Below are 13,646 nucleotides of genomic sequence, written 5' to 3'. Positions count from 1 at the left end.
TCAGTAACTTAACGTATGGGTTGGCTGATCAACTGTTTCTGCTGCGTAACTTTCGTCCGAACGGTTGTGGTGGTAACCCCACGAGGTACGCAAGATGGTCACCGTGTCTGGCCGCCATCGCATGAGTTCCCACCTCCGCGGAGCAGGTGCCGCCGCCGTGGCGACAGCCCTTGTCGCCGTCGTAGCCGGCTCCTGGTTCGGCTACCAGCAGCTGGCCGGCCCGAACTGCTCGGGCCGGATCGAGCTGTCGGTGGCGACCGCCCCGGAGATCGCCCCCGCGGTGCGTGCCGCCGCCGACCAGTGGGTCTCCGACGGCGCCGCGGTGGGCGGAACCTGCATCGCGGTGAACGTCTCCTCGGCCGAGTCGGTCGAGGTGGCCGCCGCGGTTGCTAGCAAGCACGGCGCCACGCTGGCCGGCGTCGGGCAGGCCAGCGGCACCGCCGTCACCCCTGACGTCTGGGTGCCGGACTCCTCGACCTGGCTGGTACGGCTCAAGAGCGGTGGGGCCAGCGCGTTTGCGCCGGCGAACGGCGCCTCGATCGCGCGCAGCCCGGTGGTGGTGGCGCTGCCCGAGCCGGTGGCCTCGCGCATCGGGTGGCCGGACAAGAAGCTCCGCTGGTCCGACCTGCTCACCCAGGTCACCGCCAGCAAGCCGCTGCGCGCCGGGATCGTCGAGCCGACCCAGGACGCGGCCGGCCTGTCCGGCCTGCTGTCGCTGACCGCGGCGGCGAGCTCCACCGGCGAGTCCGGCTCGCCGAAGGCCCAGGAGGCTATGGTCGGTGCGCTGCGTGCGCTGGCGACCAACCGTTCCTCGCTGCGGCAGGACCTCCTCGCGCGGTTCCCGCGCTCGTCGGATCCGACGGCGATCGCCAACGCGCTCGGCGCGGCGGCGCTGTCCGAGGAGGACGTGATCGCCTACAACAGCACCAAGCCGCCGATCCGGCTCGCCGCGCTCTATCTGGAGCCGCCGCCGATCTCGCTGGACTACCCGTTCGCGGTGCTGCCCGGCATCGAGCCGGCCAAGGCGTCCGCCGCCAAGGTGCTCTTCGAGGTGCTGCGGACGCCGGGCTTCAAGGACCGGCTCGCCTCGCAGGCGCTGCGCGCGCCGGACGGCAACTGGGGGCGCGGTTTCCAGGCCCCGACCGGCGCGCCGAGCCCGGCCAACGGCGGCGAGCGCCAGGTGCCGCCGTCGGGTCAGGGCGGTGCCGCAGGCCTCGACCCCGGCGCCATCTCGACCGCGACCACGACCTGGTCGGTGGCCACCCAGTCGGGCCGGATGCTCTGCGTCGTCGACGTCTCCGGTTCGATGAAGAAGCCGGTCGCCACCGCCAACGGCGCCAGCCGGGAGCAGGTCACCGTCGCCGCCGCGAGCCAGGGCCTCGGGTTGTTCGACGACTCCTGGTCGATCGGCCTCTGGACGTTCTCCACCAACCTCGAAGGCTCGCAGGACTGGAGCGAGCTCGTCGGGATCAAGCCGTTGTCCAGCAACCGGGGCGCCCTCCAGCGCGGCCTGGCCTCGATCAAGCCCTCCAACGGCAACACCGGCCTGTACGACACGATGCTCGCGGCGTACAAGAAGGTGCAGCAGGACTGGGAGCCGGGCAAGGTCAACTCGATCGTGCTGTTCACCGACGGCAAGAACGAGGACGACAACGGCATCTCGCAGAAGGCGCTGCTGGACCAGTTGACCAAGCTGCAGGACGACGAGCAGCCGGTACAGGTCATCATCATCGGCATCGGCACCGAGGTGAACCGGGCCGAGCTGGAGTCGATCACCAAGGTCACCGGCGGCGGCGCCTTCGTCACCACCGACCCCAGCAAGATCGGCGAGATCTTCCTCCGGGCGATCGCGCTCCGGCCGCCCGCCCCCCGCTGACCTGAAGCTCAGCGCTAGTCTTCCGCCGTGCCGGAAATCCGGTACGGCGGAAGGCTTCCCGGGTCAAGACCGGGATGAGAACTGACGGTAATGCGTCCGAATCAATCGGTAACCATAATTGTCCAGGCATGATGACCGGGTGCCTCGACCGCAGGCTCCACACCGGAGTCGGGCGGGGACGAGGCGGTCCTGAACGAAGTGGGGAGGACCGGTGACCTCGGCGACGCTGTTGACCCCTGCCACGTCGTCGCGACCCGGTGGTGAACGCCCGGGCAAGACGACGCGATCCGCGGAGCGGGCCTACATCCGGGTCCTGCTGGTGCTGGACACGGCCGTGCTCGCCGTGGCCATCCTGGTGGGTTACCTGGCCCGGTTCGGCGACGAGGAGCCGACCGGCTCCAAGATCCCGTACGTGGTGGTCGCCCCGGTGCTCCTGCTGGTGTGGCTCGTCTCGCTCAAGGCGATGCGCTGCTACGACGACCAGGTGCTCGGCTACGGCGCCGACGAGTACCGCCGGGTCAGCGCGGCCAGCATGCGACTCGCCGGCGGCATCGCCATCGCCGGGTACATCGCCGACGTCGGCGTCTCCCGGGGCTTCCTGGCCATCTCCTTCGCGGTCGGCACGGTCGGCCTGGAGGTGGCGCGCTTCGCCGCCCGCAAGCGGCTGCACCGGGCCCGCGACCGGGGCGCCGGCTGGTCCCGCAAGGTGCTCGTGGTGGGCGACACCGCGCACGTGCTGGAGCTGGTGCACACGCTGCGCCGGGAACCGTACGCCGGCTACCAGGTGGTCGGCGCCTGCATCCCGGACGCGCTGCTCGCCCCGGTGCCGCAGCGGCTGGGCGACGTGCCGGTGGTCGGGAGTTTCCGGGGCATCCCGGAGGCCGCCACCGCGATCGGCGCCGACACGGTGGCGGTCACCGCCTCCGGCGAGCTGACCGCGACCCGGCTGCGCCGGCTCGGCTGGCAGTTGGAGGGCACCGGCGTCGACCTGGTGGTGGCGCCGGCGCTCACCGACGTGGCCGGTCCCCGCATCCACACCCGCCCGGTCGCCGGCCTGCCGCTGATCCACGTCGAGGCGCCCGAGTTCCGCGGCGCCCGCAAGCTCGTCAAGGGCTTCGTCGACCGGTCGATCTCGCTGATCGCCCTGCTCGTGCTGGCGCCGCTGCTGACCGTGATCGCGCTCGCCATCAAGATCGACAGCCGTGGCCCGGTGCTGTTCCGGCAGACCCGGGTCGGCCAGGGCGGCGAGGAGTTCGGCGTCTTCAAGTTCCGCACCATGGTGGTGAACGCCGACGCCCTGCTCGCCGAGCTGGCCGCGCGCAACGAGACCGACGGCCTGATGTTCAAGATGCGCGACGACCCGCGCGTCACCCGGGTCGGCCGGCTGCTGCGCAAGTGGTCGCTGGACGAGCTGCCCCAGCTGGTCAACGTGCTGCTCGGCCAGATGAGCCTGGTCGGCCCGCGCCCGCCGCTGCCGTCCGAGGTGGCCCGCTACGACGGCGACGTGGCACGCCGGCTGCTGGTCAAGCCCGGCATGACCGGCCTCTGGCAGGTCAGCGGCCGGTCGGATCTGAGCTGGGAGGACGGCATTCGGCTGGACCTGTACTACGTGGAGAACTGGTCGCTGGCCGCCGACCTGACCATCCTCTGGAAGACGTTCGGCGCGGTGGTCAACAGCCGCGGCGCGTACTGATCGGGGCGGGTCAGGGCTGCGGCCCCAGCCAGTCCAGGCAGACCACCACCGCGTCGTCCACCAGGTCACCGGCGACGAAGGCCCGCAGGTCGCCGATCAGCGACCGGACCGCGTCCAGCGGCTCCATCGGCCCGGTCCGGCGCAGGAACCGGTCCAGCGCCGCCTCGCCGTAGCGCACCTGCTCGGTGGTGGCGTCGATGACGCCGTCACTGACCACGAAGAGCCGGTCCCCGCGCTCCAGCCGGAACCGCTGCGGGCGGTAGTCGGTGCCCTCGAACATGCCCAGCGGGAACTGCTTGTCCAGCTCCTGCTCGGTCACCTCGCCGGACCGCAGACGCAGCAGCCGGGGCGAACCGGCGTCGACGACCGTCATCTCGCCGGTGGCCAGGTCCACCTCGACCAGGAGCACGGAGACGTGCTGTTCACCCCGATGCTGGGCGTAGATGGCCTGATCGGCCAGCGCGGCCTGGTCGGCCAGGTCCAGCCCGGCCCGGCGCGCGTTGCGCAGCGCGTACGTGGCCAGCGAGGCGAGCAGCGCGGCGGCCACCCCCTCGCCGTAGCCGTTCAGCACCGCCAGCCAGAGCCGGTGACCGTCGTCGGACCAGTCGAAGCTGTCCCCGCGCACCGCGTACGCCGGCTCCAACTGCCCGGCCAGGCTGAACGACGGCCGGATCCGGCTGCGTCCGGGCAGCAGATCCCACTGCATCTCGGCGGCCAGCGTGAGACGCCGGCTGCGCCGGGCCGTCCGGTAGAGGTCGGTGGTCGGCGTGACCGCGCTCAGCTCGTGCCCGAGCACCGTGGCGATGGTGTCCAGCTCCCGGCGGGCGTGCGGGTCGGCGGGCACCGGCGACACCTGGAGCACGCCCCGGCGTTCGCCGCGCATGCCCACCGGGAACCAGCCGACGCCGTCGGCGATCACCGGCTCCTGGTGGTCGAAGGCACGCCAGGCAGGGTGGCCCGGCCCGGTGAGCGATGGGCCGTCGTCCAGCGGCAGCAGTTCGGCGAGCCGGTAGTCGACCTGGTAGAGCGCGGTGCGGGTGACGCCGTACGTGCGCGCCAGCTCGGCGGCGAGGCGGTCCACGATGAGATCCGTCGGCGCCTCGGTCAGGAGCCGGCGCGCGCGGCCCTCCGCTCCGCTCATCTTTGCTCCTTTGCACAGGTCGCCCGGCAGGTCCGGGGAGTAGTCTCGGGCCCACCATGACCGAAGAGCGTGGTCCCCGGGGACCTGAAACGAGTATGTCCGCTGTCCTGGACGAGGCGGCAGGCACCTTGCTCGCCGTCTGGGAGGCGGCCCGGGAACGCACCACCAGCCGGCTGTCGAGTGCCCAACTACGCGCGATCATGGTCGTCGAGCAGTATGACGGCATCAACCTCCGCCGGCTCGCCACGCTCACCGACATGTTGCTCTCCTCCGCCAGCCGGCTGTGCGACCGGCTCGTCGCGGCCGGGATGCTGGAACGCGAGCCGGGCCGCTACGACCGGCGGGAGATCTCCCTGCACCTCACGCCCGCCGCCATCGGGCTCCTCGCCGAGCTGCGCGCCGACCGGCGGCGCCGGCTGGAGCGGATCATGGCCGGGATGAGCCCGGAGGGCCGGCTCGCGCTGGTGCGCGGCATGCGGGAGTTCGACGAGGTGGGCCGGCGCGGTGGGGCCGCGGTGGCGGAGGGCTGGCCGATGCTTCAGCCTTCCGGGGAACGGATCGGCGATCCCGCCCGGCCGTCCGGCGAGTCACCGGTGGCCCGTACCGCCTGACTCAGTCGGCGCGGGCGGAATCGTCCGGCACGCCTTCGCGCGCGGCCCGCAACCGGGCCACCACCCGGGGATGCTCGGTCAGCGCCCGTTCCAGCGTGTCGAGCACCTCGTCCAGCAGCGCCCGGCCACCCCGGGACGTGAGCGCCTCCTCCTGCCACTCGACGAAGTCGCGCAGCAGCCGGTCGTCGTCCACCCGTACGGCCGCGATCAGCGCGTCCACCAGGTGCGCGATGCCGGCGGCGACGTCCTCGGCTGTCTCCGGCGGCGGGTCCACCGTGGACAGCGCGAGCCGGACCAGCTCACGCCGCCGGTACAGCACCGGCACGTACGAGTCGTCGGGCGGGGGCGGCGGCGCACCGGTGTGCGCGGCCGAGCGCGGCCGGTCCAGCAGCGCCACCGCGTCCCGGGCGCTGGCGCCCCAGGCCGCCGCGCCGATCGTGGTGGCCCACCGGCCGTCCGCGCCGAAGCCGGGGCCACCGGCGAGCACCGGCACCCCGGCCGCGCGGCTGGCCCCCACCATCCGCGCCGCCCGGACCAGCCGGTTCGGCTGCACGCAGCTCAGCAGCACCGCGTCCGGGCCGGTCTGGTGCAGGTAGGTGACCAGGTGCCGGGCCGGCACGCTGGCGCCGAGGAACGTCACCCGCCAACCCGCCGCCCGGACCACCTCGGTGACGATGCGGGCGGCCAGCGCGTGCCACTCACCCTCGACGCAGGCCATCACCACGTGCCCGCGGCGCGGCGGGCCGATCGTCGCGCTCACCGCGTCCACCACCTGCTCGCTGACGTGGGTGGCGGCGTGCTCCTGGGCGACGCTCCACGACCCGGCCAGCCAGCGCCGGCCGATCTCCCGCTGCGCCACGGCGACCAGGTCGACCAGGACGTCCGCGATCGAGAAGCCGTCGGCCAGCAGGCTGCACGCCAGCTCGACCGCACCGGCCCGATCGGCGGCGTCCAGGTGATCGAGGTACGCGGCGAGCGCCTCCGGCCCGATCCGCCGGGGCGTCATCCGGCCGCCACGGCGAGCATGGCGATGTCGTCGTGGGGTTGCCCGTCCAGCCACTCGTCGACGAGCTGGAGCACCCGCTCGACGAGCGCGGCGGGCGGAAGCCCGGCGCCGGTGGCGAGCGCCTGACGCAGCCGGGCGTCGCCGAACATGGCCGGCTCGGTCGGGCCGCCGCGGGCCTCGGTCACCCCGTCGGTGTACGCCAGCAGCAGGTCACCCGGCGCCAGCCGTACCTCGGCGCCGGCGAACCGGGCGTCGGTGAGCGCACCCACCGGCATGCCGCCCACCCGGACCGTCCCGACGTCGCCGCCGGCGCGGACGACGAACGGTGCCGGGTGCCCGCCACCGGCGAGCCGGACCAGCAGCCCGCCGTCCGGCTCGCGGCGCAGCGCGCCCAGCAGGAGCGTGGTGAACTGGGCCCGGCGGGCCGCGTCGGGGGCGTCCAGCAGCGCCCGGTTGAGCAGTTCCAGCAGCTCCCGGGGGCGCTGCTCGACCAGGCGCAGGGTCTGCAGGGACTGGCGGACGCGGCCGGTCAGCACGGCCGCGCCGACGCCCTTGCCGCAGACATCGCCGAGCGCGAACAGGCCGCCGTCGCCGGTGGGGAACAGGTCGTAGAAGTCGCCGCCGATGCGCAGGCTGTCCCCGGCGGCGCGGTAGCCACCGGCGAGCGTCATCCCGGGCAGCCGGGGCAGCTCCGGCGGCAGCAGGCTGTTCTGCAGCACGCGGGCCAGGTGGGCCTGCTCGCCGTACAGCTCGGCGGCGGCCAGCGCGGCGCCGGCCCGGCCGGCGAACTCCCGGGCCAGGGCGATCTCGCGCTTGTCGAAGCCGGGCCGCTCCGGGCGGCGGGCCAGCAACAGCGCGCCGGCCGGACCGCCCGCGCTGGGCATCGGACTGATCAACACGGTGCCGGGGCGGCCGAACCCGGCGGGCAGCACCTCGGCCAGGTCGGCCAGTTCGGCGTCCAGCCAGGGAGTCGGTTCGGTGAGGTCGCCGTCGAGCGCCTCGACCAGGCCGGGTACGGACTCCACAGTGGCCCAGCCGGCCAGGCCGGTGACCGGGCCGGGGTCGCCCGTGGCGTACCGGATCCAGTGGGGTTGGTCCTCGGCGGGCGGCGGCGGGCGGTGCACCACCACGGCGGCGTCGGCCAGGTAGGGCACCGGCAACGTCACCGCGGTGCGCAGCGTCTGCTCCCGGTGCAGGGACAGCCCGAGCCGGCTGCCCGCCTCGGCGAGGAACGCGGTGCGGGACCGTTCGGTGAGCAGCGCGTCGGTGCGCGCGTGTTCCTCGGTGACGTCGCGGACGTACCAGGCGTTGCGGTCCTCGGCCAGAGGGCGCCGCAGGCCGCGCAGTCGTCGGCCGTGGTGTTCGGTCTCGAACGTGTCCGATCCGGCGACCGCCGCGTCGGCCAGGGCCGGCACCCGGCACGCGGCCAGGTCGACGCCAGGTGTGACCTCGGGGAGCAGGTCGGTGGCCATCGCGTTGACGAGCGTGACCACGCCGGCGTGGTCGACGGTCACGACCGCATCGGCGAGCCCGTCCAGCAGTTCCCGGGCCAGATGGCCGTCAGCCGGAAGCGCGGCCCCGGCGACCCGCCGGGGCCGTCTCCGCGGGGTGTGTCCGCCGCCGCTGACCGGCCCCGTGACACCGCCCCGGCGCGCGGCGGTCACCTCCGGTGGCCGGGCGCTTCGGTCGGTCGACCCCTGCGCATGCTGTCGGTGCACCCCTCGTTCGGTAAACAGGTTGCCTGCCGGCAAGAGTACCGAGCACAGGCACGGAATGCCTGCCGACGATCATCCGGGGTCAGGTGGTCCGGGCCAGCCAGCCCACCGGCCGGTCGACGATCCGGCGGACCACCGAGCCGGCCCCGCCGACCGCCGCGGACTGTGCCCCGAGCACGGCCGGGCGTACCGTGACCGGCGCCCAGGCGGCGGTGAGCACCCGCCGGGAGACCTCCGCCTCCACCGGCGGCCGTAGCCAGGGCGCGAGCCGGGCGTATCCGCCCCCGAGCACCACGGTATCCAGATCCAGCAGGTTCACCACACCCGCCACGGCGACCCCGAGGGCGGTGCCGGCGTCGGTCAGGGCGGTCAGCGTGGCCGCGTCACCGGCCTCGGCCAGGTCGGCGAGCCGGGCGGCGGCGGTGTCGGCCGGCAGTTCCGCGCCGGTCAGCCCGGCGGCGGCCAGGATCGCCTCCTGGCCCGCGTACCGCTCCAGGCAACCCTGGCCACCGCAGCGGCATGGCCGCCCCTGCGGCTGGACCGGGAAGTGGCCGATCTCTCCGCTCCAGCCGCGTGCGCCCCGGTAGAGCGAGCCGTCGAGCACGATACCGGCGCCGATGCCGATCTCGCCGGTGACGTGCAGGAAGCTGCGCGGGCCGGCCGGACCGGCGTACAGCTCGCCGAGCGCCGCCAGGTTGGCCTCGTTGTCGACCACCAGCGGCGGCACCCCGTCGACCGGCTCGGCCAGCGGGTGCCCGGCGAGCAGCGCCGGCACGTCCACGTCCCGCCAGCCCAGGTTCGGTGCGAGCCGGACCAGGCCGCCGTCGCCCACCAGGCCCGGCACGGCGAGCGCCGCGCCGGCCAGCGTCAGCCCGTCGCGTACGGCGGCGGCGCGCGCCTCGGCGGCCAGCGTGGCGAGCCGGGCGAGCGCGTCGGCGGGGGAGACCGGGCGCAGGTCGGCGCGGCGGACCAGGTGGTGCCGGACCGTGCCGGTCAGGTCGACGACGCAGGCGGCCAGGTAGTCGACGTTGACCTCCAGGCCGAGCCCGGCCGGGCCGTCGGAGGCGAGCACCAGGCCCCGGGCCGGGCGGCCCGCCCCGGTACGCGGCTCCGGCTCCGCCTCGGCGACCAGCCGGCCGGCGATCAGGTCGTCCACGACGGCGGAGACGGTGGCCCGGGTCAGGCCGGTGTCGGCGGCGATCCCGGCGCGGGAGGGCGGCCGCTCGGCGGCGGCGATCCGCCGGAGCACCACCGCGAGGTTCAACTCGCGCAGGCTGCCCTGCCGGACCGCCCCGGCGGTGCTGGCGCTTGTCACCTCTTGACACTGCCACATCGCCGCCATTTAATTCAACCGCTGAACAAATCGCGGACGACACCACCACCTGGAGGTCTGCCATGGCACCCCGCCCCACCCCCGCGGACAAGTTCTCCTTCGGCCTCTGGACGGTGGGCTGGCCGGCCCGCGACCCGTTCGGTGACGCCACCCGGCCCGAGCTGGACGCCGTCGAGGCGGTGCACCGGCTCGCCGAGCTGGGCGCGTACGGCATCACCTTCCACGACGACGACCTGGTCCCGTTCGGCGCGGACGCCGCCACCCGCGACGCCCGGCTCAGCCGCTTCCGCAAGGCCCTCGACGAGACCGGCCTGGTCGTGCCGATGGTCACCACCAACCTGTTCAACCACCCGGTGTTCAAGGACGGCGGTTTCACCAGCAACGACCGCGACGTACGCCGGTACGCGCTGCGCAAGGTGCTGCGCAACATCGACCTGGCCGCCGAGATGGGCGCGAAGACGTTCGTCATGTGGGGCGGCCGGGAGGGCGCCGAGTACGACGTCGCCAAGGACGTCCAGGCCGCGCTGGACCGCTACCGCGAAGCGGTGGACCTGCTCTGCGAGTACGTCGTCGACAACGGCTACGACCTGCGCTTCGCCTTGGAGCCCAAGCCGAACGAGCCGCGCGGCGACATCCTGCTGCCCACCGTCGGCCACGCGCTCGGCTTCATCTCCACCCTGGCCCGCCCGGAGATGGTCGGGCTCAACCCGGAGGTCGGGCACGAGCAGATGGCCGGGCTGAACTTCGCCCACGGCATCGCCCAGGCGCTCTGGCAGGGCAAGCTGTTCCACATCGACCTCAACGGCCAGCGCGGCATCAAGTACGACCAGGACCTGGTCTTCGGCCACGGCGACCTGCTCAACGCGTTCGCCCTGGTCGACCTGCTGGAGCACGGCGGCCCGAACGGCGGCCCGGCGTACGACGGCCCGCGTCACTTCGACTACAAGCCGTCCCGCACCGAGGACATCGCCGGCGTGTGGGCCTCCGCCGAGGCGAACATGCGGACGTACCTTCTGCTCAAGGAGCGGGCCGCGGCGTTCCGCGCCGACCCGGAGGTGGTCGAGGCGCTCGCCGTCGCCCGGGTGGCCGAGCTGGCCACCCCGACGCTGAACCCGGGCGAGGGCTACCGCGAGCTGCTGGCCGACCGGACCGCGTTCGAGGAGTTCGACCCGGAGTCGGTCGGCGCCAAGGGCTTCGGCTTCGTCCGGCTCAACCAGCTCGCCGTCGAGCACGTGCTCGGCGCGCGCTGAGGCGGGCCGCCATGCCGCTCGTCGCGGGGGTCGACTCGTCGACCCAGTCCTGCAAGGTGGTCGTCCGGGACGCGGAGACCGGCGCGCTGGTCCGGCAGGGCCGCGCGCCGCACCCGCCCGGCACCGAGGTCGACCCGCACGCCTGGTGGGAGGCCCTGCTGGCGGCGGTCGCCGAGGCCGGCGGCCTGGCCGACGTGGCAGCCGTCTCGGTCGGCGGACAGCAGCACGGCATGGTCTGCCTGGACGAGTCCGGGAAGGTGGTCCGCCCGGCGCTGCTGTGGAACGACACCCGGTCCGCCGACGCGGCCCGGGACCTGGTCGAGGAGGCCGGCGGCGGGGAGACCGGCCGCCGGTTCTGGGCCGAGGCGACCGGCGCGGTGCCGGTGGCCAGCTTCACCGCGACCAAGCTGCGCTGGCTGGCCCGGCACGAGCCGGACAACGCCGACCGGGTGGCGGCCGTCTGCCTGCCGCACGACTGGCTCACCTGGCGGCTGGCGGGTGCCCCCGGCCTGGACGGGCTGCGCACCGACCGGGGCGACGCCAGCGGCACCGGCTACTGGTCGCCGCGCACCGGCGAATACCGGCTGGACCTGCTGGAACGGGCGTTCGGCCGCCGCCCGAAGGTGCCGGTTGTGCTCGGCCCGGCCGAGGTGGCCGGGCACCTCGACCCGGCGGTGCTCGGCGACGGCGTGGCGTCCGGCCCGTCCGCGGGTTCGGGAGCCGGCGCCGCCGGCCCGGTGCTCCTCGGTCCCGGCACCGGGGACAACGCCGCCGCGGCGCTCGGCGCCGGAGCCGGCCCGGGCGACGTGGTCGTCTCGATCGGCACCTCCGGCACCGTCTTCGCGGTCGCGGACACGCCGGCCGCCGACTCCAGCGGCGCGGTGGCCGGATTCGCCGACGCCACCGGCCGGTTCCTGCCGCTGGTCTGCACGCTCAACGCGGCCCGGGTGCTGGACGCCACCGCGACGCTGCTCGGCGTCGACCTCGACACGCTCGGCGAGCTGGCCCTGTCCGCCCCGCCCGGCGCGGACGGGCTGGTGCTGGTGCCGTACCTGGAGGGGGAGCGGACGCCGGACCGGCCGCACGCCACCGGCGAGCTGACGGGCCTGACGCTGGGCACGTCGACCCCGGCGCACCTGGCCCGGGCCGCGGTGGAGGGCATGCTCTGCGGGCTGGCCGACGGCCTGGACGCGCTCATCGCGCAGGGCGCCCGCGCCGACCGGATCATCCTGGTCGGCGGCGGCGCCCGGTCCGCCGCGGTACGCCGGATCGCGCCACAGGTCTTCGGCCGCCCGGTGGTGGTGCCGCCGCCGGGCGAGTACGTGGCCGACGGCGCGGCCCGGCAGGCCGCCTGGGTGGCGTTCGGTGGCGACACCCCGCCCGCCTGGGCGATCGGCGACACCGAGGAGTACACGGGCGAGGCGGTCCCCGCCATCCGCGAGCGCTACGCCCGCGCCCGGGGGTAGGGAAGGGCCCCTTTCAACACGCGCGTCAGCCGGGGGCGGTGTCCCCGATCCGGCCCGCACCTGATTGGCTGCCCTGCATGAGGGGCACGAGGATCTCCCGGCGCGGGAACGCGGCACACCGGCTCTACAGCGTCGTGGTCTTCGTGGTGCTCGCCTCGCTGGACAACGTGGCGATCGGCCTGGTGCCCCCGCTGTACGGGCCGATCTCCACCGCCCTCGACGTGCCCCAGCGGATGCTCGGCCTGGTCACCGCCGTCAGCTTCCTGGTCAGCGCGGTGGCGGCGGTGGGCTGGGCGTACGTCGGCGACCGCACCAACCGCAAGCCGCTGCTCATGGTCGGCACGCTGCTCTGGGCCGCCGGCACCGGGGGCAGCGCGCTCGCCGGGGGGTACGCGACGTTCCTGACCGCGCAGTTCGTCGGCGCGGTCGGGCTCGGCGCGGTGGGGTCGGTCGGTTTCTCGGTGGTCACCGACCTGATCTCGCCGCGCCGTCGCGGCCTGGTGATGAGCTTCTGGGGGCTGTCCCAGGGCGTCGGCACGCTGGCCGGGACGCTGCTCGGCGGCCTGCTCGGCGCGACCGACTGGCGGCGGCCGTTCCTGCTGCTGACCGGCGTGGGCCTGGCCGCCACGGCGGCGTACCTGTTCACCTACGACATCGCGCGCGGGCAGAGCGAACCGGAACTGGCCGGGGCGATCGACGCCGGAAACGAGTACGACTACCGGATCAGCCGCGCCGACCTGCCCCGGATCCTGGCCCGCCGGACCAACCGCTGGCTGATCCTGCAGGGGCTCACCGCCCAGGCCGCGTTCGGCTCGCTGGTCTGGCTGCCGGTGCTGTTCAGCCAGCGGGCCGAGGCGCAGGGCTACTCGCCCGCCACGGCAGTGGTGGTGGGCAGCGTCTTCGCCACCCTGTTCCAGCTCGGCGGCGTGCTGTCCATCGTGGGCGGCCTGGTGGGCGACGCGCTGCAACGGCGTACACCGAGTGGCCGGGCCATGGTCGCGGCCGTCGGCATCCTCGCGGCGCTGCCGTTCTACCTGGTCCTGTTCTTCGTGCCGATCCGCATCGACGTGCCCGACGGCGCCGGCGCCGGCGCGGTGGTGACGGCCGTGCTCGCCAGCGTGCTGACCGAGCCGTCGGTGGGGCTGAGCCTGCTCACCGCCGTGGTGGCGCTGGCGCTGACCTCGGCGAACTCGCCGAACTGGTTCGCGCTGATCGCGGACGTCAACCCGCCCGAGCACCGGGGCACCGTCTACAGCCTGGGCAACCTGGTGAACGGCGTCGGCCGGGCGGCGGGCAACGGGCTGGTGGGGGTGGCGTTCGCCGGGTTGCGGGCGGCCTTCCCGCCGCCGCTGAACTACGCGGTCGGGCTGGCCGCGTTCCAGCTCTTCTTCATCCCGACCGGGATCATGTACTGGCTGGCCGCGCGTACTTCGCCGCGGGACATCGCGCAGGTGCGCGACCTGCTGCACGCCCGCGCCGACCGCTTGGAGGAAGGAAGGGCCCCTTCTTGACGGTGAGTGTTAAGAAGGGGCCCTTCCTCTACCGGAGGCGTCAA

General features: G+C 74.3%; 10 protein-coding genes. 6 read left to right on the top strand and 4 right to left on the bottom strand.

Annotated features, from left to right (window positions below):
• Nucleotides 1–121: 121 nt before the first annotated feature.
• Both ACFYO8_RS16400 and ACFYO8_RS16395 read left to right on the top strand, forming a co-directional pair.
• Complete coding sequence (locus ACFYO8_RS16400) at nt 122–1,876, top strand: VWA domain-containing protein (RefSeq protein ID WP_354871073.1); 1,755 nt, start codon at nt 122–124, stop codon at nt 1,874–1,876.
• Nucleotides 1,877–2,087: 211 nt separating this feature from the next.
• Complete coding sequence (locus ACFYO8_RS16395) at nt 2,088–3,569, top strand: sugar transferase (protein WP_354871070.1); 1,482 nt, start codon at nt 2,088–2,090, stop codon at nt 3,567–3,569.
• Nucleotides 3,570–3,579: 10 nt separating this feature from the next.
• Here ACFYO8_RS16395 and ACFYO8_RS16390 read toward each other — a convergent pair whose 3' ends face one another.
• The gene (locus ACFYO8_RS16390; protein ID WP_355095278.1) at nt 3,580–4,710 is read right to left on the bottom strand and encodes a PP2C family protein-serine/threonine phosphatase; all 1,131 of its coding nucleotides are present in this window, start codon (nt 4,708–4,710) and stop codon (nt 3,580–3,582) included.
• A gap of 95 nt (nt 4,711–4,805) precedes the next feature.
• Here ACFYO8_RS16390 and ACFYO8_RS16385 point away from each other — a divergent pair, with 95 nt between their 5' ends.
• The gene (locus ACFYO8_RS16385; RefSeq protein ID WP_387189172.1) at nt 4,806–5,321 is read left to right on the top strand and encodes a MarR family winged helix-turn-helix transcriptional regulator; all 516 of its coding nucleotides are present in this window, start codon (nt 4,806–4,808) and stop codon (nt 5,319–5,321) included.
• Between the two features lies 1 nt (nt 5,322).
• Here the strand turns inward: ACFYO8_RS16385 and ACFYO8_RS16380 are convergent, their stop codons facing one another.
• The 3 genes from ACFYO8_RS16380 to ACFYO8_RS16370 all read right to left on the bottom strand — a co-directional run bounded on the left by ACFYO8_RS16380 (nt 5,323) and on the right by ACFYO8_RS16370 (nt 9,384).
• Nucleotides 5,323–6,327: a B12-binding domain-containing protein gene (locus tag ACFYO8_RS16380; RefSeq protein WP_387257300.1), complete on the bottom strand. Its 1,005-nt coding sequence runs from the start codon at nt 6,325–6,327 to the stop codon at nt 5,323–5,325.
• Nucleotides 6,324–8,045 (bottom strand): PP2C family protein-serine/threonine phosphatase, encoded by a 1,722-nt coding sequence (locus tag ACFYO8_RS16375; RefSeq protein ID WP_354871062.1) that lies wholly within the window; start codon nt 8,043–8,045, stop codon nt 6,324–6,326. Before ACFYO8_RS16375 ends, ACFYO8_RS16380 begins: the two co-directional genes overlap by 4 nt.
• A gap of 79 nt (nt 8,046–8,124) precedes the next feature.
• Entirely contained in the window at nt 8,125–9,384 is a 1,260-nt protein-coding gene (locus ACFYO8_RS16370) for an ROK family protein (RefSeq protein ID WP_355095263.1), read from the bottom strand.
• Between the two features lie 53 nt (nt 9,385–9,437).
• On the opposite strand from ACFYO8_RS16370, the gene xylA reads away from it, so the two are divergent.
• From xylA to ACFYO8_RS16355, 3 genes are all read left to right on the top strand, one after another.
• On the top strand, nt 9,438–10,625 hold the full coding sequence (gene xylA, locus ACFYO8_RS16365; RefSeq protein WP_354871058.1) for a xylose isomerase: 1,188 nt from the start codon (nt 9,438–9,440) through the stop codon (nt 10,623–10,625).
• Nucleotides 10,626–10,636: 11 nt separating this feature from the next.
• The gene (gene xylB / locus ACFYO8_RS16360; protein WP_354871055.1) at nt 10,637–12,091 is read left to right on the top strand and encodes a xylulokinase; all 1,455 of its coding nucleotides are present in this window, start codon (nt 10,637–10,639) and stop codon (nt 12,089–12,091) included.
• Nucleotides 12,092–12,168: 77 nt separating this feature from the next.
• Nucleotides 12,169–13,602 carry an MFS transporter gene (locus tag ACFYO8_RS16355; RefSeq protein WP_355095261.1) on the top strand — a complete coding sequence of 478 codons (1,434 nt, stop codon included), beginning with the start codon at nt 12,169–12,171 and terminating at the stop codon, nt 13,600–13,602.
• The last annotated feature ends 44 nt before the right edge of the window (nt 13,603–13,646 follow it).

Source organism: Micromonospora sp. NPDC005257 (assembly GCF_042872445.1).
Lineage (GTDB): Bacteria > Actinomycetota > Actinomycetes > Mycobacteriales > Micromonosporaceae > Micromonospora.
This window is presented reverse-complemented; position numbering and strand designations above follow the sequence as displayed.